A 19,078-nucleotide genomic window follows, 5' to 3' on the forward strand; every position below is an offset into this window, starting at 1 on the left:
ACAACCGACAAGCCGCCTTAGACATGACGCTCCTGACATTCCGCTTCGCGCCGAGCCCGAATGGCGAACTGCATCTCGGCCATGCCTATTCGGCGCTGCTCAACCAGCGGCTGGCGCGCGCTGCCGGCGGCCGCCTGCTGCTGCGCATCGAGGACATCGACACGACGCGCTGCACGCCGGAATTCGAGGCCGGCATTTTTCGCGACCTCGAATGGCTCGGGCTCGAATGGGAACGACCGGTGCGGCGCCAGGCCGGACATTTCGCCGACTATCAGGCCGTGCTCGACCGGCTGATCCGCGAAGAGCTCGTCTACCCCGCCTTCATGAGCCGTGGCGAGATCAGGGCCTTTATCGCCGACAGCGAAAAGCGCGGCCGCGACTGGCCGCGCGACCCGGACGGCGTGCCGCTCTATCCCGCCGCCGACAAGGCGCTGCCGATCAGCGAACGCAACCGCCGGATCGCCGACAATGCGCCCTTCGCCTGGCGCCTCGACGTCGATGCAGCACAGGCACGCCTCGGCACGAATTTGTCCTGGCGCGAGCTCACCGACGAGATGCTGTCGGCGACGCGTGCAGTCGAGGCGCGTCCGCAGGATTGGGGCGACGTCATCCTGGCGCGCCGCGACATCCCAACCAGCTATCACCTGGCCGTCGTCGTCGACGACGCGCTGCAAGGCATCAGCCATGTCGTGCGCGGCCGCGACCTCTATGCCGCGACCGGCATCCAGCGTCTGCTGCAGGAACTGCTCGGGCTGGCCCAGCCGGACTATTTCCACCACCGTCTCGTGCTTGGACCGGATGGGCGCAAATTGTCGAAGAGCCTTGGCGATACCGGCCTTGCCGCACTCAGGCAGGCAGGCGCTTCACCGGACGATGTCCGGCGGCTGGTCGGACTCTAGCTAAAGGCGGGCCAGCCCCGCCTTGAGCAGCGCCAACGCGGCGATAAACGCGAAGGCGCCGCCCAGTCCCCAGGCAACCGCGAGCTTCAGATCTCTAAGGACGATGCCATGCTCGTTCGCGACCATGATCGCGACGAAAAAGCCAAGCGTGAACAGCAACGTGTTGCCGGTCGACCCAAAACCGTCCTCCTGCATGATGGCATCGAGCGCTGAGCCGAAGAAGAAGCCGAACACGGCCACGCTCGCAACCGTCATCAACAGCCAGCTTGTGTCGAGATGCAACAGCATGCGCGCTCCAGTAAATGCCGAAACGGCGTGTCGCCGGATCGATCGACAGAAGCCGATTGCCCTGACGCCGCCCTTTGAGTTCGGCCACCCCTTACATTCCCATGAGCTTATGTATCAATTGTTTCGCTTTGCTTGCCGGATTGAACCGCATTAGAGCAATTGCCGTATTTGTCTCTTCACTCAATCGGCCTCCCCCGGAAACGGCTTCCCCGAAAAATGCACAGTCTCAAGCGGTTCATCCCCGCCTCCTTCGTCGTCCTTTGGGCGACCGGCTTCATCGGTGCGCGTTATGCCATGCCATGGGCGGAACCCTTCACTTTCCTGGCGGCCCGCTTTGTCATTGCCGCCTTGCTGCTCGCCGGCCTGATGCTCGTGCTTGGCTCGAAGCGCGCCACAGGGGCCGAAGCGCTTCACGCCACCGTCGCCGGCATCCTCATGCATGGCGTCTATCTCGGCGCGGTGTTCTGGGCGATCCACAAAGGCATGCCGGCCGGGCTTTCGGCGCTGATCGTCGGCCTGCAGCCGCTGATCACGGCGGTGCTTGCCGGCAAGTTCCTCGGCGAGGCCATCCTGCCGCGCCACTGGGCCGGCCTCGCGGTTGGCCTCATAGGTGTCGTCATCGTGCTGTGGCCGAAGCTCGGCGCGCTCGGTGGCGGCGTCACGCCGGAAACGCTGGTCGCTTCGCTCGTCTCGGTGCTGGGCATGAGCGCCGGCACCATCTGGCAGAAGCGCTATGCGTCGGGCGGCGACCTGGTGGCGGCGACGATGTGGCAATATGTCGGCGGCGGCGCGCTGATGATCCTGGCCTCGCTTGCCTTCGAGACGCATACGGTCGTCATCAACGGCGAACTGATCTTTGCCATGGCATGGCTGGTGCTGGTGCTGTCGATCGGCGCCATCTTCCTGTTAATGGTGATGATCCGCGACGGCGAGATGTCGAAGGTCGCGTCGCTGTTCTACCTGGTGCCGGCCGTCACCGCTGTGATCGCCTGGGCGCTGTTCGGCGAACAGCTCAGCCTCGTGCAGATAGTCGGCATGGCGATCGCGACACTAGGCGTCGGGCTGGCAACGGCCCGGCCGGCCAACGGAAAAACTGGGGAATTGAGGAACTGAAGAATTGGAGAATTGGAGAATTGGAGAAAAAAACACGCAGGGCCAGATATGGCCCTTTTTTCCTCAGTTCGTCAGTTCTTCAATTCCTCAATTCTCCAATTCCTCTCTCATCCGACCCGCGCCCTCGCTTCAAGATAGCGGCTGATCGCGGCGTTGAGTTCGCCGCCGAGGATGAAGATCGCCGATAACATGTACAGGAAAACCACCGCGATCATGATCGACGCCAGCCCGGCATAGGTCGTGACATAGGACGAGAAGTGATCGAGATAGGTGGCAAAGACGGTTGAACCGACAAGCCATGCGGCAAGCGTGAACAGGATGCCCGGTACGATCGAGACGAGGCGGCGCTTGCCCGCCGGCAGCCAGAAATGCACGGCAAACAGCCCGCCGACAATGACGGTCGAGGCGATGATGAACCGCCACAGCGTGATCGTGCCCATATAGGGCTTGATCCATTCGATATGGGCTTCGGCAAGCCGCGCGAGCAGCGGCGCGAACACCAGAAGCACGCTGATCGCGAGGAAGCCGGCCGTGGCGATCAGCACGAAGATGATGCTCTGCACCCGGCGGTAGATGATGCCGCGCGTCTCGGAGACGCGGTAGGCGCGGTTGAGCGAGGTGCGCAGCGCCTCGATGCCGTTGGAGGCGAAATAGGCGGCAAGCAGCACGCCATAGGTCAAAAGATCGGTGCGCCGCACGGTCAGCACGTTCAGCACCTCGCGCGCGATCGGCTTGGCGATCTGCTCGGGCCAAGTGTCGAAGACCAGATGCACGGCCGTATCGGCGAAGGCCTGCGCGCCGAGGAAGCTCGCCAGCGTTGTGGCAAAGATCAGGAACGGAAACAGCGCCATCAGCGACGTGATCGCCAGATGGCTGGCCATCGCCCAGCCGTCGTCGGTGTTGAAATGGCCAAGCGCGTCATAGAGCACGCGGCGCAGCACGACGATATTCCGCATCAAGAGCCGCGTTCCCTTCGATTGTCTCGACGCCGCGAATATGGGAAGGGATTGTGGCAAATGGCAACCCTTGCTCAAACCACGATCCCGCCGGCGAAAGCGTTGCGCACCATCATCGTCACCGGCGCCTCTTCCGGAATAGGCGCCTATTGTGCCCGGGCGCTGAAGGCGGATGGCTGGCGCGTATTTGCAACGGCGCGCAAGCGCGAAGACATCGCCGCGCTCGAGGCCGACGGCATCGAGGCCTTTTACCTCGACTACCGTGAGCCCGACTCCATCGCCGCCCTTGTGGCATCGGTACTGGAGCGGACAGGCGGACGCCTCGACGCCCTGTTCAACAACGGCGCCCATGCACAGCCCGGCGCCGTAGAAGACCTGCCGGTTTCGGCATTGCGCGAGCAGTTCGAGGCCAATTTCTTCGGCTGGCATGACCTGACCCAACGCATCGTGCCGGTGATGCGCCGCCAGGGCCATGGTCGCCTGGTCCATTGCTCCTCGATCCTCGGCCTGGCGCCGGTGCCCTTTCGAGGCGCCTATGCGGCCTCCAAGCACGCGCTCGAAGGCCTGATGCTGTGCATGCAGCAGGAACTCAGCGGCAGCGGCGTCCATGTTTCGCTGATCGAACCGGGACCGGTGACGTCGAAGATCGCCAGCAACGGGCTGTTCTGGTTTTTGAAAAACATCGACCACGAGAATTCCGTCCACCACGTCGCCTATGCGGCGCAACTGGCGCGGCTTCGGGCCGGAGGCAGCTCATCGCGGCTGAAAAAGGGGCCGGAGGTGGTCTATGCGGCCTTGCGCCATGCGCTTCTGTCGCGGCGCCCGCGCCCACACTATGTGGTAACAGTGCCGGCCAGAATCGGCGTCATGCTCAAGCGCATCCTGCCGGCATCGATGCTCTACCGCGTGCTTGCCAGGCGCGCCTGAGCGAAACGAACTGGAGCCGCTAGATGGTCACCGTCTTCAAAATCCTCGCCCTTGTGGCCATGGCCGCGGTCTTGATCGTGCTGGTCCGCGGCCTCATCAACATGATGCGCGGCGGCGACGGCGTCACCTCCAACAAGCTGATGCAGGCCCGTGTGCTATTGCAGGCCGTGGCCTTGGCGCTGATCCTGCTGGTGGTGTATTTCACCCGCAAGTGACGGCCGTTCGGGAGGCGACGTGGTCAAGCTCAACAAGATCTACACCCGCACCGGCGACGACGGCACCACAGGCCTCGGCACCGGTGAACGCAGGCTGAAATCCGACCTGCGCGTCGATGCCTATGGGACCGTCGACGAAGCCAATGCCTGCATCGGCATCGCTCGCCTGCACACCGCAGCTGGCCATCCCGCGATCGACGCGATGCTGTCCCGCATCCAGAACGACCTGTTCGATCTCGGCGCCGATCTCGCCGTGCCTGACGACGGCAAGCCGCTGGACTACGAGCCGCTGCGCATCATCGCCTCGCAGACCGACCGCGTCGAAAAAGACATCGACCTCCTCAACAAAGAGCTTAAGCCGCTGAAATCCTTCGTGCTCAACGGCGGCACGCCGGCGGCCGCGGCCCTGCATCTTGCCCGCACCGTGGCGCGGCGGGCAGAGCGCATCATGGTGGCGCTGGCGCAGGACCCGGCCGAGCACGTCAACCGCGAGGGGCTGAAATACATCAACCGCGTCTCCGACTTTCTGTTCGTCGCCGCCCGTGCGGTCAATGACAACGGAAATGCCGACGTGTTATGGGTGCCCGGCAAGAACCGCTGAATTTTCTCGAAGGCGGGAGAGGGCCTGGGGCATGTTCATCCCGCTTTACGACACCAACAGGCTGCGCCACATCCGTCTGCAATATGTGACGATCGGCCTGATCGCGGCCAACGCGCTGGTCTTTCTTATCACCACGATCGGCGGCGAAAATTTCAACAACGCAGCCGTGCTCGGCCTCGGCTTCATTCCTTCGGTGGTCCACAACACGGCTGAGCTCTCGCCTGAATTCGTCGTCATTCCGGAGAGCCTGAGCTACCTGACCTACGCCTTCCTGCACGCCGATATCTTCCACCTCGGCGGCAACATGCTGTTCCTGTGGGTATTCGGCGACAATGTCGAGGACGCGCTGGGCCACATCCGCTACCTCATCTTCTACTTGCTGTGCGCCATCGCCGGAGCCGCTTTCCAGGGGCTCGTCGCCTGGGATTCGCAAGTGCCGCTGATCGGCGCCTCCGGCGCCATCGCCGGCGTCGTCGCCGCCTATCTGGTCCTCTATCCCCGGGTGAAAGTGTGGGTGCTGGTCTTCGCCCGCATTCCGCTGCGCATCCCGGCCTTCATCCCGCTGATCCTGTGGATCGGCTTCCAGGTGGTGATGTTTGCCGCCGGCGGCGAAAACCAGATATCCTGGGCCTGCCATATTGGCGGCATCATTGCCGGCGGCGTGCTGGTGCTGATTATGCGCAGCCGAGGCGTGCCGCTGCTTGCCGGTGACGACGGCGAGCCGCAACCCGCCGATCAGCCGGCCGTTTCCACCGCGCCGGCGCCAGCCGATCCCGCGTCCACGCAACCGGCGACGCGCTGGGGCCGCGGCGGCGCTTCCGGTCAGGACTGAACCGATTTGAGTGGTTTGGCCGCTGCCGTGGCATATTGACGTGTTGCGCTGCCACAACTACGGAGGACGCCACCGTTAGGCGGCAGAAGACAAGAATTACGTCCGGCCAGAATTCCGTGATGCCGGAATTCAGTCAGGAATGTCGGCTTTCGACAACTCTGCAGTGGCGCACGCTGCTATAGCGCGCCCGAATATCTCAGGAGAGGTGACAGGCAAATGAAGATCCTTGTGCCCGTGAAGCGGGTTGTGGATGCGAACGTCAAGGTTCGCGTGAAGGCTAATGGTTCGGCGGTGGAACTCGCCAACGTCAAGATGGCGATGAACCCGTTCGACGAGATCGCGGTGGAAGAGGCGATCCGGCTGAAGGAAGCTGGCAAGGCCGAAGAGATCATCGTCGTTTCGATCGGCCCGCAGCAGGCGCAGGAAACCCTGCGCACCGCGCTCGCCATGGGCGCCGACCGCGCCATCCTGGTCAAGACCGACGAACAGACCGAGCCGCTGGGCGTCGCCAAGGTGCTGAAGGGCGTTGTCGAGGCAGAACAGCCCGGCCTCGTCATCCTCGGCAAGCAGGCGATCGACGACGATTCCAACCAGACCGGCCAGATGCTGGCCGCCCTGCTCGGCTGGGCACAGGGTACCTTCGCCTCCAAGGTGGTGCTCGACGGCGACAAGGCCAAGGTGACGCGCGAAGTCGATGGCGGCCTGCAGACGGTCGAGCTGAAGATGCCGGCGATCGTCACCGCCGACCTTCGCCTCAACCAGCCGCGCTATGCCTCGCTGCCCAACATCATGAAGGCCAAGAAGAAGCCGCTCGACGAAAAGAGCCCGGCCGATTACGGCGCCGACGTCAAGCCGCGCCTCAAGGTGATCAAGACCGAGGAGCCGAGCGGCCGCAAGGCGGGCGTCAAGGTCAAGAGCGTCGCCGAGCTGGTCGACAAGCTCAAGAACGAAGCCGGCGTTTTGTAAGCGATCGGGAAAGGAACAGATAAATGACCATTCTCCTCATCGCAGAACACGACAACGCAAGCCTTTCCGACCAGACCGCCAAGGCGCTGTCGGCTGCCCTGCAGATCGGTTCGGACGTGCATGTGCTGGTTGCCGGCAAGGGCGCCAAGGGTGCTGCCGATGCCGCCGCCAAGCTGAAGGGCGTCAGCAAGGTGCTGCTGGCCGAGGCAGACGAACTGGCCGAGCGCCTCGCCGAACCGACGGCGGCACTCGTCGTCTCGCTGGCCGGCGCCTACGACACCATCATTGCCCCGGCGACCTCGTCGGGCAAGAACATCGCGCCGCGCGTGGCGGCCCTGCTCGATGTCGCGCAGGTGTCGGAAATCATCGAGGTGGTTTCGCCTGATACCTTCAAGCGTCCGATCTATGCCGGCAACGCCATCCAGACGGTGCAGTCGAGCGACGCCAAGAAGGTGATCACCGTGCGCACGGCTTCCTTCCAGGCGGCGCCCGAAGGCGGTTCGGCCGCGGTCGAGACCGTCAAGGCAGCGGCCAATCCAGGCCTGTCCACCTTCGTCGAGAACAAGCTGTCGGAGACCGATCGTCCGGAGCTCACCTCGGCCAAGATCATCATCTCGGGCGGCCGCGCGCTCGGCTCGGCGGAGAAGTTCCAGGAAGTCATCCTGCCGGTCGCCGACAAGCTCGGTGCCGCCGTCGGCGCCTCACGCGCTGCGGTCGATGCCGGCTATGCCCCGAACGACTGGCAGGTCGGCCAGACCGGCAAGGTCGTGGCTCCCGACCTCTACATTGCCGTCGGCATTTCCGGCGCCATCCAGCACCTTGCCGGCATGAAGGATTCGAAAGTCATCGTCGCCATCAACAAGGACGAAGAGGCGCCGATCTTCCAGGTTGCCGACTACGGCCTGGTCGGCGACCTGTTCGTCATCCTCCCGGAGCTGCAAAAGGCGCTTTGACGCTCTCTGCCAAAGCGTATTAAATTGTGAAGGGTGGGGTAGACGAAGCTGCCCCACCCTTTTAGTTTGCACTGCACAAAAAGCAGGCCGCCAAGGCCTTTTCGATGGGATCGCTGCAAATGGCCAAGATCGAGACGATCGGCATTATTGGCGCCGGCCAGATGGGCGGCGGCATCGCGCATGTGTCCGCGCTTTCAGGCTTCAAGGTGCTGATCTACGATATCTCGCCCGACCGTATCGAGAAGGGCATTGCCACCGTCAGCGGCAACATGGCCCGTCAGGTTGGCTCCGGAAAGCTTGACGAAAAGCTGCGCAACGAAGCGATGGCGCGCATTTCGGCGGCTCCCGCCATGGCCGATCTAGCCGGTGCCGATCTGGTGATCGAAGCGGCGACCGAGGACGAGACGGTCAAGCGCAAGATCTATGCCCAGCTCTGTCCGCAGCTCAACCCGGAAGCTATCCTGGCGACCAACACCTCGTCCATCTCGATCACCCGCCTGGCCGCGCAGACCGACCGTCCCGAGCGGTTCATAGGCATACATTTCATGAACCCGGTGCCGTTGATGAAGCTGGTCGAACTGGTGCGCGGCATCGCCACCGAGGACCAGACCTTCGAGGCAGCCAAGAACTATGTGAAGCAGCTCGACAAGACGATCACCGTCTCCGAGGATTTCCCGGCTTTCATCGTCAACCGCATCCTGCTGCCGATGATCAACGAGGCGATCTACACGCTCTACGAGGGCGTCGGCTCGGTCGACGCCATCGACACCGCTATGAAGCTTGGCGCCAACCATCCGATGGGACCGTTGCAGCTCGCCGACTTCATCGGCCTCGACACCTGCCTGTCGATCATGCAGGTGCTGCATGACGGCCTGTCGGATTCGAAATATCGCCCCTGCCCGCTGCTGGTGAAATATGTCGAGGCCGGCTGGCTTGGCCGCAAGACCGGACGCGGCTTCTACGACTATCGCGGCGAACACCCGGTTCCGACGCGCTAACCATCAGAACGCTAGAGCAATTCCAGGAAAAGTGTGTAACGGTTTTCCGTCTGGAATTGCGTAAAAACAAATGCTTAGAGCGCCGTCAGGACGCTGCCGCGAGCGGCGGCTCGGCTTGGCCCTTTGACCCGTTATCGTCAGGCGCCACGGAAACACAGCCGCGACCGGCGGCCTTGGCCGCATAGCAGGCGGCATCGGCGCGGGCGATGATCTCGTCGACTTCGCCGGCGCGGATCGGCGCCACACCGATGCTGGCATCGATCGCATGCGGCCGGCCGTCCCAGGTGAACTGCAGGCCGCGGATGGCGTCGATGATCGAGCGGGCGGCAATCTTGGCGCCGGCGCTCGACCCCGATTTCAGGATGACCGCGAATTCGTCGCCGCCGAGCCGGGCGACGATATCCTCCGGCCCAAGCGCGCCGCGAATAGCCTCGGCAACCCGCCTCAGCAGGGCGTCGCCGGCGGCGTGACCACCAGTGTCGTTGACCAGCTTGAAATGGTCGAGGTCGATGAACATGAAATGATGCTCGCCCGCCGGTGGTGCCGAGCCGGCCTTGCGGCTCCGGTCGATCAGCTCTTCCATGGTGCGGATGAAGCTTGAGCGATTGGCAAGGCCGGTCAGCGCGTCATGCGCGGCGGCGTAGGCGAGCTGGCGCTGCAAGGCGCGCGCATCGGTGAAATCCTGGAAGACGATGACCAGGCCGCAGAATTCCTGGCGCTCGTTCATTATCGGCGACACCACATGGCGAATGCTGCAGCGCGTGTCGTCACGGCGGATCAGCACCGCGCGGCTGTTCTGGTCGGCGGGGGTGGAGCCGCCGAGCGCCGGCCGCGTCATGCCGATCCTTTGCCCGGTCTCCTCATCCACCGCCCAGTAGACATGGCCAAGCGTCTTGCCGAGCGCCTCGGCGCCGGCAACACCGGTCAGCTTTTCGGCGACCGGGTTCATGAAGGTGATGCGGTTGGCGGCATCGGTGCAGATGACAGCGTCGCCGATCGACTGCAGCGTTACCCTCAGCCGTTCCTTCTCGTCTGCCAGCATCGCCGCCGACACGATCAGGCTTTCCTCGGTCTGCTTGCGCTGGGTGATGTCGGTCAGGCTGCCTATGGCCCGGATCAGCCGGCCTTCGCTGTCGCGCTCGAGCGTCTTGCCGCGATCGAGGATCCAGACCCAGTGGCCGTCCTTATGGCGCATCCTGAACTCGGCTTCGAAGAACGGTGTCTTGCCCTCAAGATGCGCGCGATCGGCCTCGGCCACATTCTCGCGGTCGTCGGGATGGATCATCGTCAGCCAGCGGTCGGGGTCGCCGTCCAGCTCGCCCTCGGCATAGCCCAGCATCTTCACCCAGGCGGCGGAATAGGTGGTGCCGCCCTTGCGCATATCGAGGTCCCAGACGCCTTGTCCGGCGCTGGCCAGGGCAAAGTTCCAGCGCGTTTCAGCCTCGGCTATGCGTGCCTCGGATTGCTTGCGCGCGTCGATATCCTCGATCTGCGAGACGAGGTAGAGGGGACGGCCGCTCTTCTCGTCGCGAATGATGGAACCGGCAAGATGGGCCCACACCGGCGTGCCGTCCTTCTTGAGGTAACGCTTTTCGAACTGGAAGGCGTTGACGGTGCCCGCCCGGATGCCGTCCATGGTCTCACGGCCGATCTGTAGGTCGTCGGGATGCGTGATCTGGAAGAAAGTCAGCGCCTCGATCTCTTCCTTGCTGTAGTCGAGCATGGCGGCGAAGGCCGGATTGGTTTCGTGGATACGGCCATCGAGGCCGACAATGGCGATGCCGATCGCCGAATCCTCCATGGCGCGCCGAAAACGCTGCTCGCTCTCGGCGATCTGCCGGCGGTCGTCGAGTATCCGGTAAATGAACAGCGCGGCGAGCATCAGCGCAACGGCGGCGACCGGCACCGATATCAGCAGACAGAGCTTCAGCACTTCGGCGCTGACGTCGAGCCGCGACAGCAGCATCGCCACGACGGCGGCGCAAAATCCTCCGGCCGCGAGCACCAAAGCCACGTGACCGTCAGCCCGCAGGCTTTTTCGTTTCCATCGCGTCACCGTGCATGCCACCCCGTGCGCAACACATTTCTGCGGGAAACCTTGGATGATCGATTTTAAGGAAAGGTTGCGCCTGAGCCACCGGCAACACGGTTAACCCGCAAACAATTGCCGGCATGATTAAGGATCGGTGATTATTGCGGGCTATCTCAGGCGGGCCGGTTACCAGCGCACGAAGAACCGTCCCCCGAGCGCGCCGAGCCCGGCAAGGACGGCGATGGCGAGCGTATACCAGGTGGCGACGAAAAGCGGCGAATCGTCGAAGCAGTGCGCGGCATAGAAGGTCGCCGCCAGGCCGCCGGCGAGCAGGCCTGCGACCGCACCGGCAAGCACCGGCCGCGTCGGCGCGCCATAGCGCAGCATCCACAGGAACACAGCAAGCGGCCCGATGCCGATCAGCGGGATGAAGCCCATGCAGATCATCATGTTGGAGCCGACCATGCGCGTGCTCCACATCGGCTCCGGCACCATGAACAGTTCGAGAGCTACGGCCACAGCCACAAGCAGCGGCGCAGCCGCCATCCAGGCTGCGGCTCTCGCCGTCGAAGCGCCCGGTGTCGACAGTGCCCGGATCAGGCCAAACGCGGTGATGGCAAGCACGATGGTGAAGACGAATTTCGCCAGGAACCGCATCGTGTGCATGGCGATCATGATGTCGGGACGTGGCCCGATGGTGAGAAAGAAGACCACCGCCGCGATCACCACCGCCGCAGCCGCAGCCATCCACCAGGCCGAGCGCAGCGGCATCGCCTTGCTGCTGATATCAGCGTCGAGTGCCTTGATGAGATCTTCGGTTCTCATGTCACTGCCGCCCGAAGCGTTTGGCGATCGCGGCAAGCCCGCGATGCAGCGACACCCTGACCGCCGTCTCGCTGACACCGAGCTTGGCTGCCGTCTCGCCGATGGAGCGGCCATCGACAGAGATGGCCGAGACCACGGAACGCTGCGCCGGCGGCAGGCCGTCCAGCGCCCGATTGATGTCGCGTTCGCTGACGGTCTCGGTTTCCGGCTCGGCAAAGGTCTCGGCGATCTCGTCGATCTCGATCTCGATGCGCCGGCCGCGCCGCCGGAAGGCATCGATCAGCTTGAAGCGGGCAATCGCATAGATCCACGGCAACACCGGCGCGTCCTGGCGCCAGGTATGCCGTTTCACATGAATGGCCAGCAAGGTTTCCTGCACGACATCCTCGGGATCGACCCCGCCCTGTACGATCTTGCGCCTGACAAAGCCGCGAACCAGTGCGGCAATCCGGTGCAGAAAGTCGGCGTAGGCCCTTTCGTCTCCCGCGATTGCGGCCCGCATCAGCCGGGAAAGCTCGGCCTCATCCTTGCCGCTCACAAGAGTTCACTCCCCGATCTTCGCGCTTCGGCGCTGATTTGTTACGTGGCCAACGAAATAATGTCCAAGCCAAAGTGCCGCAAAATCACGAAAGTTTGCGGGCGAGCGACGGATTGAAGCAGCCCACCAATGTTGACTATGGTATTCAGGTATCGGTAGGTGCAGCCGTGCAAAACCAGAACCGCTGCGATCGAGGATGACGCCATGAAATATGCTCTTTCCACCCTGGTCGGCGCCACCGCGCTGGCAATCGGCATGATCGCCGGTCCGGCGATGGCGGAAGATGCCGGCATCATCGTCTACAACGCCCAGCACGAGAGCCTGGCCAAGGAATGGGTCAATGGTTTTACCAAGGAAACCGGCATCAAGGTCACGCTGCGCAATGGCGGCGACAGCGATTTCTCCAACCAGATCGTCGCCGAGGGCGCTTCTTCGCCAGCCGACGTGTTCCTGACCGAGAACTCCCCGGCCATGACCCTGGTCGAAGCGGCGGGCCTTTTCGCGCCGGTCGACGCCGATACGCTGGCCCAGGTTCCGGCTGAATTCCAGCCGAGCAGCGGCAAATGGGTGGGTGTCGCGGCGCGCAGCACCGTCTTTGCCTACAACAAGACCAAGCTCACCGCCGACCAGCTGCCCAAATCGATGCTCGATCTCGCCGATCCGAGCTGGAAAGGCCGCTGGGCCGCCTCGCCGTCGGGCGCCGATTTCCAGGCCATCGTCAGCGCGCTGCTTGAGCTCAAGGGCGAAGCTGCAACCGCCGACTGGCTGAAGGCGATGAAGGAGAATTTCACCGCCTACAAGGGCAACGGCACGGTGATGAAGGCGGTCAATGCCGGCGAGATCGAAGGCGGCATCATCTACCACTATTACTATTTCGGCGATCAGGCCAAGACCGGCGAGAACAGCAAGAACGTCGAGCTGCACTATTTCAAGAACCAGGACCCCGGCGCTTTCGTCTCGATTTCCGGCGGCGGCGTGCTGGCCTCGAGCAAGCATCCGAAGGAAGCCCAGGCGTTCCTGAAATGGGTGACCGGCAAGGGCGGTCAGGACGTGCTGAAGAGCGGCACGTCCTTCGAGTACGCGGTCGGCAAGGGCGCCGACTCTAATCCCAAGCTGGTGCCGCTGGCCGATCTGCAGGCGCCGAAGGTCGACCCGGCAAAGCTGAACTCCAAGAAGGTGACCGATCTGATGACGGCAGCCGGCTTGCTTTAGTCCGCGTTCGTCCTAAAAGGGCAACGTTTGCGCTCCTGCGAGGCTTTCCGCAGGAGCGCTCTGTTTTCGGGATGGCATTGTCCATGACGACACATTGCGTTTCCGGCCGCGCCTGCGGCGCCCCCGCTCCGGCGGCAGTGGCGCGGCCGAGCTGATGCAATCTGCGGTCGATCTCGCACGTTCAGGCCAGGCAGCCGGGCGCTCCCGCCGGCAGCCCATGTCCTGGATCGCTCTTGCCGCCATCATCGTCTCGCTGCTGTCGCTGCTGCCGCTTGCCTTCATCATCTGGATCGCGGTGCAGACGGGCTGGGACACTGTCTCGGACCTGGTCTTCCGGCCTCGCGTCGGCGAACTTCTGATCAACACCGTGCTTCTGGTGGCGCTCGTTGTGCCCATCGCCATCGTCCTGTCGATGGCGCTGGCCTGGCTGACCGAGCGCAGCGACCTGCCCGGCGCCCGGCTGTGGGCCTGGCTGTCGGTGGCGCCGCTGGCCATTCCCGCCTTCGTGCACTCCTATGCCTGGATTACCCTGGTGCCGGGACTGCACGGCCTTTGGGCCGGCGTGCTGGTGTCGGTCCTCGCTTATTTCCCGTTCCTCTATCTGCCGATCGCGGCGTCGCTGCGCCGGCTCGATCCTGCCTTGGAAGACGCCGCCGCAGCGCTCGGCCTCGGACCGTCGCGGGTGTTCGCACGCGTCGTGCTGCCGCAGCTGAGACTCGCCATTTGCGGCGGCGCGCTGCTGGTCGGCCTGCATCTGCTGGCCGAATACGGCCTCTATGTCTTCATCCGCTTCGACACGTTCACCACAGCGATCGTCGACCAATTCCAGTCGACCTTCAACGGCCCCGCCGCCAACATGCTGGCCGGCGTTCTGGTGACCTGCTGCTTCGTGCTGCTCGCTCTCGAGGTGCTGGTGCGCGGCGAAGAGCGCTATGCCCGCGTCGGCTCAGGTGCGGCGCGCCACCGGCAGCGCAGCAGGCTCGGACGCGCCACGCTGCCTTGCCTGGCTCTGCCTGCCATCACCACGCTGCTCGCCATCGGCGTGCCCTTCGTCACCATCGGCCGCTGGCTGGTCGCCGGCGGCGCCGATGTCTGGCGTTTCGACGAGATCGGCCTGGCGCTTGGCCAGACGCTGTTCCTGGCGCTCGCCGGCGCCCTGCTTGCGACCATCGCCGCCATGCCGATGGCATGGATCTCGATCCGGGCGCCGGGGCCGCTGCAGCGGCTGCTCGAGGGCTGCAACTACATCGTCGGCTCGCTGCCCGGCGTCGTCATTGCGCTGGCGCTGGTCACCATCACCGTGCGCATTGCCATGCCGCTCTACCAGACGCTGTTCACCATCCTGGTCGCCTATGCCCTGATGTTCCTGCCGCGCGCTCTGATCAGCCTCCGCGCGTCGATCGCGCAGGCGCCGATCGAGCTTGAACGCGCCGCCGCCAGCCTCGGCCGGCCGCCGCTGAAAGCGCTGTGGTCGACGACGATCCGCCTTTCGGCGCCTGGGGCCGCGGCCGGCATGGCCCTGGTGGCGCTCGGCATCATGAACGAACTGACCGCCACCCAGATGCTGGCGCCCAACGGCACGCGCACGCTGGCCATGGCGTTCTGGTCCTACAGCGGCGAGATCGACTATGCGTCCGCCGCGCCTTACGCCTTCATCATGGTGGCGATGTCGCTGCCGCTGACCTGGCTGCTCTATGTCCAGTCGAAACGGATGGCCGGACGATGAGCTTTCTCGAAATCAGCGGCCTCACCAAGCATTACGGCCCGGTCGCCGCGCTTGCCGGCGTCGACCTCAGCGTCGCCAGCGGCAGCCGCACCGCGATTGTCGGCCCGTCCGGCTGCGGCAAGACGACGTTGCTGCGGCTCATCGCCGGCTTCGAGGCGCCCGACCAGGGCCGCGTCGTGCTCGACGGCGAAGTGCTGGCCAATGGCGGCCATGCGGTTCCGGCGCATCGCCGCGGCATCGGCTTGGTGGCGCAGGACGGCGCCCTGTTTCCGCATCTCAGCATCGCCGACAATATCGGCTTCGGCATGGCCCGCGGCGAGGACCAGCGCACCGAGCGCATCGCCGAGCTTGCCTATACGGTCGGGCTCGACAAGGCGATCCTCAAACGCCGCCCGCACCAGCTCTCGGGCGGCCAGCAGCAGCGCGTGGCACTCGCCCGCGCCATGGCGATGAAACCCAGGCTGATGCTGCTCGACGAGCCGTTCTCGGCGCTCGACACCGGCCTGCGCGCCTCGATGCGCAAGGCGGTTGCCGAATTGCTCGAAGCTGCCGGGATCACCACCATCCTGGTCACCCACGACCAGGCCGAAGCGCTGTCGTTCGCCAGCCAGGTCGCGGTCATGCGTGACGGGAAGTTCTCGCAGGTCGGCACGCCGCGTGAACTCTATCTGCAGCCGAAGGACCGGATGGTCGCCGAGTTCCTTGGCGACGCCATCATCCTGCCGGCAAAGGTTTCAGGCGGCTTCGCCACCTCCTCGCTCGGCCGCATCGCCGTCGATAGCAAGGAGCGCCGCGACATCGCCCGCATCATGCTGCGGCCGGAGCAGGTGCAGGTGAACCGCACGTCGCGCGAAGGCATGTCGGGCCCGCCGGGCACGATCTTCGCGGAGGTGACGGACTCGGAGTTCGCCGGCTCGATGTGCACCATTGCGGTGCGGCTGTTGAACAACCCCGATCCGCCTGACGCAGCCGCGATCGGCAACACGCCGCTGATCCTGCGCAAGCCGGGCATGGACGCGCCCGCCGTCGGCGAGATCGTGCGCCTGACCGTCTCCGGCAAGGCGCACGTCTTCGCCTAGCGAGATCAGCTCCTAGTCAACCCTCTGGCCCGTCGCCGGTGACCAAAGCGGCCAAGTCTCGAGGAAGTCGTTGTTGTGCACGACCACGCGTCGCGCGGCGGCGTCGATGAGCACGATGCCGTAGGTCGGTGGCGCCTGCTCGACAACCTCCTCACCGACGAGGTCGAGCATGAAGCGGGCATGCAGGCCACGCTGCGCCGTGAACGGAATGCCGACGACCGTGCCGGCAATGTCGCGGTGGACGTGGCCGAAGAAGATATGGCCGACATTGCCATGGCGCGTCAAAAGGTCGAGGAAGCGCTGCGGCCGTTCCAGCCCGAGCGGATCGAGCAGCGGCAGACCGAGCTCGACCGGCGGATGATGCAGGAAGATGTAGGCCTGCCGTCCCGCCGCCTCAGTGAGCCGCGTGTCGAGCCAGGCAAGCCGTTCGTCACAGAGTTCGCCAGTGACGCGGCCTTCGGCCAGGCTGTCGAGGAACAGCAACGATGCTTCCGGCGTATCGACGACCGACTGCACGAAGCCATTGTCGTCGGTCGGGTTTTCGGGAAATGCCGCCACCAGATTGGCCCGCCGGTCGTGATTTCCCGGCAGCAGCCGGTATGGCAGCGAAAGCCGGCTCAAGGCCGATTTGAGATCGGCGTAGCTTTCAGGCGCCCCGGTCTCGGTCAGGTCGCCGCTGAAGACACAAAGGGCGGCATCACCATGGCGGGCATTGATGTGGTCGATGCAGCGGTCGAGCCGCTCATGCAGGTTCGCGCCATAGCGGATCTCGCCGCGCCGTCCCAGATGGACATCGGTGACCTGGATGATTTTCATGCGAACTTTTCCCTGGGAGATTGCTTTGCCGTCCGTCCGAAGCGGACGGAAATGCGCTTGCCGATGGCTGCAAAAATCAGAGTGCCGGTTCCGGCACCGAAGCCTTGAACACGTCGAGGCGGCTGCCGGTCTCCGACGAGAAGAAGTGCAGGTCGGCTTCAGAGAACTGCAGGCCGACCGTGCTGCCCGGCACCGGATGCACGGTCTCCGACGTCACCACCGAGAATGGTGCACCGTCGAGATCGACATAGACGACGCGTCCGGCGCCGAGTTCTTCGACCAGGTCGACGGTCGCTTCGAGAGCGCCCGGCGTGCCCGCCGCAACCAGACGTACGGACTCCGGCCGGATACCGACCGCGACCTTGCTGCCGACCGGCAGGCCGGTGCGCGAAACGTTGAGCTTGCGGCCGTCGCCAAGCAGCGACAGGCCGTCGAGCGTCACCGTGCCTTCGAGCATGTTCATTGCCGGCGCGCCGACGAAGGTGGCGACGAAACGGCTCGCCGGGCGGCTATAGACTTCGGCCGGCGTTCCGACCTGTTCGACGCGGCCGCCATTCATCACCACCAGCCGGTCGGCCAGCGTCATCGCCTCGACCTGGTCGTGGGTGACGAACACCGAGGTAGCGGCGAGCCGGCGGTGCAGTTTGCGGATTTCGGAGCGCATCTGCACGCGCAGCTTGGCGTCGAGGTTGGACAGCGGCTCGTCGAACAGGAACACCTTCGGTTCGCGGATCATGGCGCGACCCATGGCGACGCGCTGGCGTTGGCCGCCGGACAGCGCCATCGGCTTGCGGTCGAGCAGATGCTCGAGCTCCAGCGTGCGGGCAACCGCCTGGATGCGCTGGGTACGCTCGTCGGCGGGAACACCCGATACTTTCAGCGAATAGCCGATGTTCTGCGAAACACTCATATGCGGATAGAGCGCGTAGTTCTGGAACACCATGGCGCAGCCGCGCTCGCGCGGTTCGAGCTTGTTGACCACCGTGCCGTCGATGGCGATCGTGCCGCCGGAAATATCCTCCAGCCCGGCGATCATGCGCAGCAGCGTGGACTTGCCGCAGCCGGATGGGCCGAGAATGACGACGAACTCGCCGGACGCGAAGTCGAGGCTAACGCCGTGCACGACCTGCATCTTGGCGTAGCTCTTGGTGACGTCGCGGATGGTGATGGAGGCCATTGTTTGCTCCTTATTTTTCGGTGGCGATCAGGCCGCGCACGAACCAGCGTTGCATGAGCACCACGACGACCAGCGGCGGCAGCATGATGATAAGCGTGCCGGCCATGGCAATGTGCCATTCGGGCGCGCCGCCGACATTGGGGATGAGCTGCTTGAGTTCGGTCACCGCGGTCGCGTGCGACTGGTCGGTGGTGATGAGCAGCGGCCACAGATACTGGTTCCACGCCCACAGGAACATGATGGTGCCGAGTGCGGCCATGTTGTTGCGCGACAACGGCAACAGGATATCGATGAAGAAGCGCAGCGGTCCGGCGCCGTCCATGCGCGCTGCCTCGGTCAACTCGTCGGGAACGGTCAGGAAGAACTGCCGGTAGAGGAAGGTGCCGGTGGCGGTGGCGATCAGCGGCAAGATCAGACCGGGAAAGGAATTGAGCATTCCCAGGTTGAGCGCGACATGCACGCCCGAAACCTTCTCGATCAGCCAGGATAGACCGGTAAGATCCATGATCGTCTGATAGGGTTCGAGCACATTGGCGACGACCGCATAGGTCGGCACGATGCGCACCTCCAGCGGCAGCATCAGCGTCACGAAGATCAGCCAGAAGATGAAGGTGCGGCCGGGATAGCGGAAATAGACGATCGAGAAGGCGGTGAGCGCCGAGATGATCACTTTGCCGGCGGCGACACCGGTCGCCATGATGAAGCTGTTGAGCAGCTTCGGCCCGAGGTCGGCCGTCACCCACGCCGTCTTGATGTTGACCCAGAAGTCGCTGCCCGGCAGCAGCGACATCGGCACGTCGTTGACGTCCTTGAGGTTGTGCGATGCGGCGATGGCCACGATGACGAACGGCGCGATGCAAAATACGAAGCCGACGAACAGGATCACATGGGTGAAGAAATTCAGCAACGGAGTGCGCTCTACCAT

The 19,078-nt window shown here is 64.3% G+C and carries 20 protein-coding genes; 12 read left to right on the top strand and 8 right to left on the bottom strand.

What is annotated here, in order from left to right; all coding sequences use genetic code 11:
* The first annotated feature begins 23 nt into the window (after positions 1–23).
* The gene (gluQRS, locus tag AC04SH_RS19910) at positions 24–899 is read left to right on the top strand and encodes a tRNA glutamyl-Q(34) synthetase GluQRS (protein ID WP_488576331.1); all 876 of its coding nucleotides are present in this window, start codon (positions 24–26) and stop codon (positions 897–899) included.
* Here gluQRS and AC04SH_RS19915 read toward each other — a convergent pair whose 3' ends face one another.
* The gene (locus AC04SH_RS19915) at positions 900–1,187 is read right to left on the bottom strand and encodes a hypothetical protein (RefSeq protein ID WP_112562263.1); all 288 of its coding nucleotides are present in this window, start codon (positions 1,185–1,187) and stop codon (positions 900–902) included.
* A gap of 216 nt (positions 1,188–1,403) precedes the next feature.
* On the opposite strand from AC04SH_RS19915, the gene AC04SH_RS19920 reads away from it, so the two are divergent.
* Positions 1,404–2,300 (top strand): DMT family transporter, encoded by an 897-nt coding sequence (locus AC04SH_RS19920; RefSeq protein WP_488576332.1) that lies wholly within the window; start codon positions 1,404–1,406, stop codon positions 2,298–2,300.
* A 107-nt stretch (positions 2,301–2,407) separates the two neighbouring features.
* Here AC04SH_RS19920 and AC04SH_RS19925 read toward each other — a convergent pair whose 3' ends face one another.
* Entirely contained in the window at positions 2,408–3,256 is an 849-nt protein-coding gene (locus AC04SH_RS19925; protein ID WP_488576333.1) for a YihY/virulence factor BrkB family protein, read from the bottom strand.
* Positions 3,257–3,316: 60 nt separating this feature from the next.
* Here AC04SH_RS19925 and AC04SH_RS19930 point away from each other — a divergent pair, with 60 nt between their 5' ends.
* The 7 genes from AC04SH_RS19930 (at position 3,317) to AC04SH_RS19960 (ending at position 8,748) form a co-directional block, all read left to right on the top strand.
* Positions 3,317–4,183, top strand: a complete 867-nt coding sequence (locus AC04SH_RS19930; RefSeq protein ID WP_488576334.1) for an SDR family oxidoreductase — start codon at positions 3,317–3,319, stop codon at positions 4,181–4,183.
* A 23-nt stretch (positions 4,184–4,206) separates the two neighbouring features.
* Complete coding sequence (locus AC04SH_RS19935) at positions 4,207–4,398, top strand: twin transmembrane helix small protein (RefSeq protein WP_477236057.1); 192 nt, start codon at positions 4,207–4,209, stop codon at positions 4,396–4,398.
* Positions 4,399–4,417: 19 nt separating this feature from the next.
* On the top strand, positions 4,418–4,999 hold the full coding sequence (locus AC04SH_RS19940; protein WP_112562258.1) for a cob(I)yrinic acid a,c-diamide adenosyltransferase: 582 nt from the start codon (positions 4,418–4,420) through the stop codon (positions 4,997–4,999).
* 31 nt (positions 5,000–5,030) lie between these two features.
* Positions 5,031–5,831, top strand: a complete 801-nt coding sequence (locus AC04SH_RS19945; RefSeq protein WP_477236052.1) for a rhomboid family intramembrane serine protease — start codon at positions 5,031–5,033, stop codon at positions 5,829–5,831.
* 216 nt (positions 5,832–6,047) lie between these two features.
* On the top strand, positions 6,048–6,797 hold the full coding sequence (locus tag AC04SH_RS19950; protein ID WP_488576335.1) for an electron transfer flavoprotein subunit beta/FixA family protein: 750 nt from the start codon (positions 6,048–6,050) through the stop codon (positions 6,795–6,797).
* A 23-nt stretch (positions 6,798–6,820) separates the two neighbouring features.
* The gene (locus AC04SH_RS19955; RefSeq protein ID WP_477236050.1) at positions 6,821–7,750 is read left to right on the top strand and encodes an electron transfer flavoprotein subunit alpha/FixB family protein; all 930 of its coding nucleotides are present in this window, start codon (positions 6,821–6,823) and stop codon (positions 7,748–7,750) included.
* A gap of 119 nt (positions 7,751–7,869) precedes the next feature.
* Positions 7,870–8,748, top strand: a complete 879-nt coding sequence (locus AC04SH_RS19960) for a 3-hydroxybutyryl-CoA dehydrogenase (protein WP_352585434.1) — start codon at positions 7,870–7,872, stop codon at positions 8,746–8,748.
* An 85-nt stretch (positions 8,749–8,833) separates the two neighbouring features.
* Here AC04SH_RS19960 and AC04SH_RS19965 read toward each other — a convergent pair whose 3' ends face one another.
* From AC04SH_RS19965 to AC04SH_RS19975, 3 genes are all read right to left on the bottom strand, one after another.
* Positions 8,834–10,714, bottom strand: a complete 1,881-nt coding sequence (locus AC04SH_RS19965; protein ID WP_488576531.1) for a PAS domain S-box protein — start codon at positions 10,712–10,714, stop codon at positions 8,834–8,836.
* A 252-nt stretch (positions 10,715–10,966) separates the two neighbouring features.
* The gene (locus AC04SH_RS19970) at positions 10,967–11,605 is read right to left on the bottom strand and encodes an NrsF family protein (RefSeq protein WP_477236045.1); all 639 of its coding nucleotides are present in this window, start codon (positions 11,603–11,605) and stop codon (positions 10,967–10,969) included.
* 1 nt (position 11,606) lies between these two features.
* Positions 11,607–12,143 carry a sigma-70 family RNA polymerase sigma factor gene (locus AC04SH_RS19975; RefSeq protein WP_112562252.1) on the bottom strand — a complete coding sequence of 179 codons (537 nt, stop codon included), beginning with the start codon at positions 12,141–12,143 and terminating at the stop codon, positions 11,607–11,609.
* 204 nt (positions 12,144–12,347) lie between these two features.
* Here AC04SH_RS19975 and AC04SH_RS19980 point away from each other — a divergent pair, with 204 nt between their 5' ends.
* The 3 genes from AC04SH_RS19980 to AC04SH_RS19990 all read left to right on the top strand — a co-directional run bounded on the left by AC04SH_RS19980 (position 12,348) and on the right by AC04SH_RS19990 (position 16,160).
* Entirely contained in the window at positions 12,348–13,355 is a 1,008-nt protein-coding gene (locus tag AC04SH_RS19980; protein ID WP_477236043.1) for an iron ABC transporter substrate-binding protein, read from the top strand.
* 154 nt (positions 13,356–13,509) lie between these two features.
* Positions 13,510–15,081 carry an ABC transporter permease gene (locus AC04SH_RS19985; protein ID WP_477236041.1) on the top strand — a complete coding sequence of 524 codons (1,572 nt, stop codon included), beginning with the start codon at positions 13,510–13,512 and terminating at the stop codon, positions 15,079–15,081.
* Positions 15,078–16,160, top strand: coding sequence for an ABC transporter ATP-binding protein (locus AC04SH_RS19990; protein ID WP_477236039.1), 1,083 nt, complete (start codon positions 15,078–15,080; stop codon positions 16,158–16,160). Before AC04SH_RS19985 ends, AC04SH_RS19990 begins: the two co-directional genes overlap by 4 nt.
* 12 nt (positions 16,161–16,172) lie before the next feature.
* Here AC04SH_RS19990 and AC04SH_RS19995 read toward each other — a convergent pair whose 3' ends face one another.
* From AC04SH_RS19995 to AC04SH_RS20005, 3 genes are all read right to left on the bottom strand, one after another.
* Positions 16,173–16,976: a phosphodiesterase gene (locus AC04SH_RS19995; RefSeq protein ID WP_477236037.1), complete on the bottom strand. Its 804-nt coding sequence runs from the start codon at positions 16,974–16,976 to the stop codon at positions 16,173–16,175.
* Positions 16,977–17,052: 76 nt separating this feature from the next.
* Positions 17,053–18,153 (bottom strand): sn-glycerol-3-phosphate ABC transporter ATP-binding protein UgpC, encoded by a 1,101-nt coding sequence (ugpC, locus tag AC04SH_RS20000; protein ID WP_477236035.1) that lies wholly within the window; start codon positions 18,151–18,153, stop codon positions 17,053–17,055.
* 10 nt (positions 18,154–18,163) lie between these two features.
* Positions 18,164–19,078 carry an ABC transporter permease subunit gene (locus tag AC04SH_RS20005; protein ID WP_477236033.1) on the bottom strand — a complete coding sequence of 305 codons (915 nt, stop codon included), beginning with the start codon at positions 19,076–19,078 and terminating at the stop codon, positions 18,164–18,166.

The sequence above is a fragment of the Mesorhizobium sp. CNPSo 4688 genome, assembly GCF_057784295.1.

What these genes read in the sequence shown, in the direction of transcription:
- gluQRS (WP_488576331.1), top strand. Translation starts at nt 24, where the DNA reads ATGACGCTCCTGACATTCCGCTTCGCGCCGAGCCCGAATGGCGAACTG.
- AC04SH_RS19915 (WP_112562263.1), bottom strand. Translation starts at nt 1,187, where the DNA reads ATGCTGTTGCATCTCGACACAAGCTGGCTGTTGATGACGGTTGCGAGC.
- AC04SH_RS19920 (WP_488576332.1), top strand. Translation starts at nt 1,404, where the DNA reads ATGCACAGTCTCAAGCGGTTCATCCCCGCCTCCTTCGTCGTCCTTTGG.
- AC04SH_RS19925 (WP_488576333.1), bottom strand. Translation starts at nt 3,256, where the DNA reads ATGCGGAATATCGTCGTGCTGCGCCGCGTGCTCTATGACGCGCTTGGC.
- AC04SH_RS19930 (WP_488576334.1), top strand. Translation starts at nt 3,317, where the DNA reads ATGGCAACCCTTGCTCAAACCACGATCCCGCCGGCGAAAGCGTTGCGC.
- AC04SH_RS19935 (WP_477236057.1), top strand. Translation starts at nt 4,207, where the DNA reads ATGGTCACCGTCTTCAAAATCCTCGCCCTTGTGGCCATGGCCGCGGTC.
- AC04SH_RS19945 (WP_477236052.1), top strand. Translation starts at nt 5,031, where the DNA reads ATGTTCATCCCGCTTTACGACACCAACAGGCTGCGCCACATCCGTCTG.
- AC04SH_RS19950 (WP_488576335.1), top strand. Translation starts at nt 6,048, where the DNA reads ATGAAGATCCTTGTGCCCGTGAAGCGGGTTGTGGATGCGAACGTCAAG.
- AC04SH_RS19955 (WP_477236050.1), top strand. Translation starts at nt 6,821, where the DNA reads ATGACCATTCTCCTCATCGCAGAACACGACAACGCAAGCCTTTCCGAC.
- AC04SH_RS19960 (WP_352585434.1), top strand. Translation starts at nt 7,870, where the DNA reads ATGGCCAAGATCGAGACGATCGGCATTATTGGCGCCGGCCAGATGGGC.
- AC04SH_RS19965 (WP_488576531.1), bottom strand. Translation starts at nt 10,714, where the DNA reads ATGCTGCTGTCGCGGCTCGACGTCAGCGCCGAAGTGCTGAAGCTCTGT.
- AC04SH_RS19970 (WP_477236045.1), bottom strand. Translation starts at nt 11,605, where the DNA reads ATGAGAACCGAAGATCTCATCAAGGCACTCGACGCTGATATCAGCAGC.
- AC04SH_RS19980 (WP_477236043.1), top strand. Translation starts at nt 12,348, where the DNA reads ATGAAATATGCTCTTTCCACCCTGGTCGGCGCCACCGCGCTGGCAATC.
- AC04SH_RS19985 (WP_477236041.1), top strand. Translation starts at nt 13,510, where the DNA reads ATGCAATCTGCGGTCGATCTCGCACGTTCAGGCCAGGCAGCCGGGCGC.
- AC04SH_RS19990 (WP_477236039.1), top strand. Translation starts at nt 15,078, where the DNA reads ATGAGCTTTCTCGAAATCAGCGGCCTCACCAAGCATTACGGCCCGGTC.
- AC04SH_RS19995 (WP_477236037.1), bottom strand. Translation starts at nt 16,976, where the DNA reads ATGAAAATCATCCAGGTCACCGATGTCCATCTGGGACGGCGCGGCGAG.
- ugpC (WP_477236035.1), bottom strand. Translation starts at nt 18,153, where the DNA reads ATGGCCTCCATCACCATCCGCGACGTCACCAAGAGCTACGCCAAGATG.
- AC04SH_RS20005 (WP_477236033.1), bottom strand. Translation starts at nt 19,078, where the DNA reads ATGGTAGAGCGCACTCCGTTGCTGAATTTCTTCACCCATGTGATCCTG.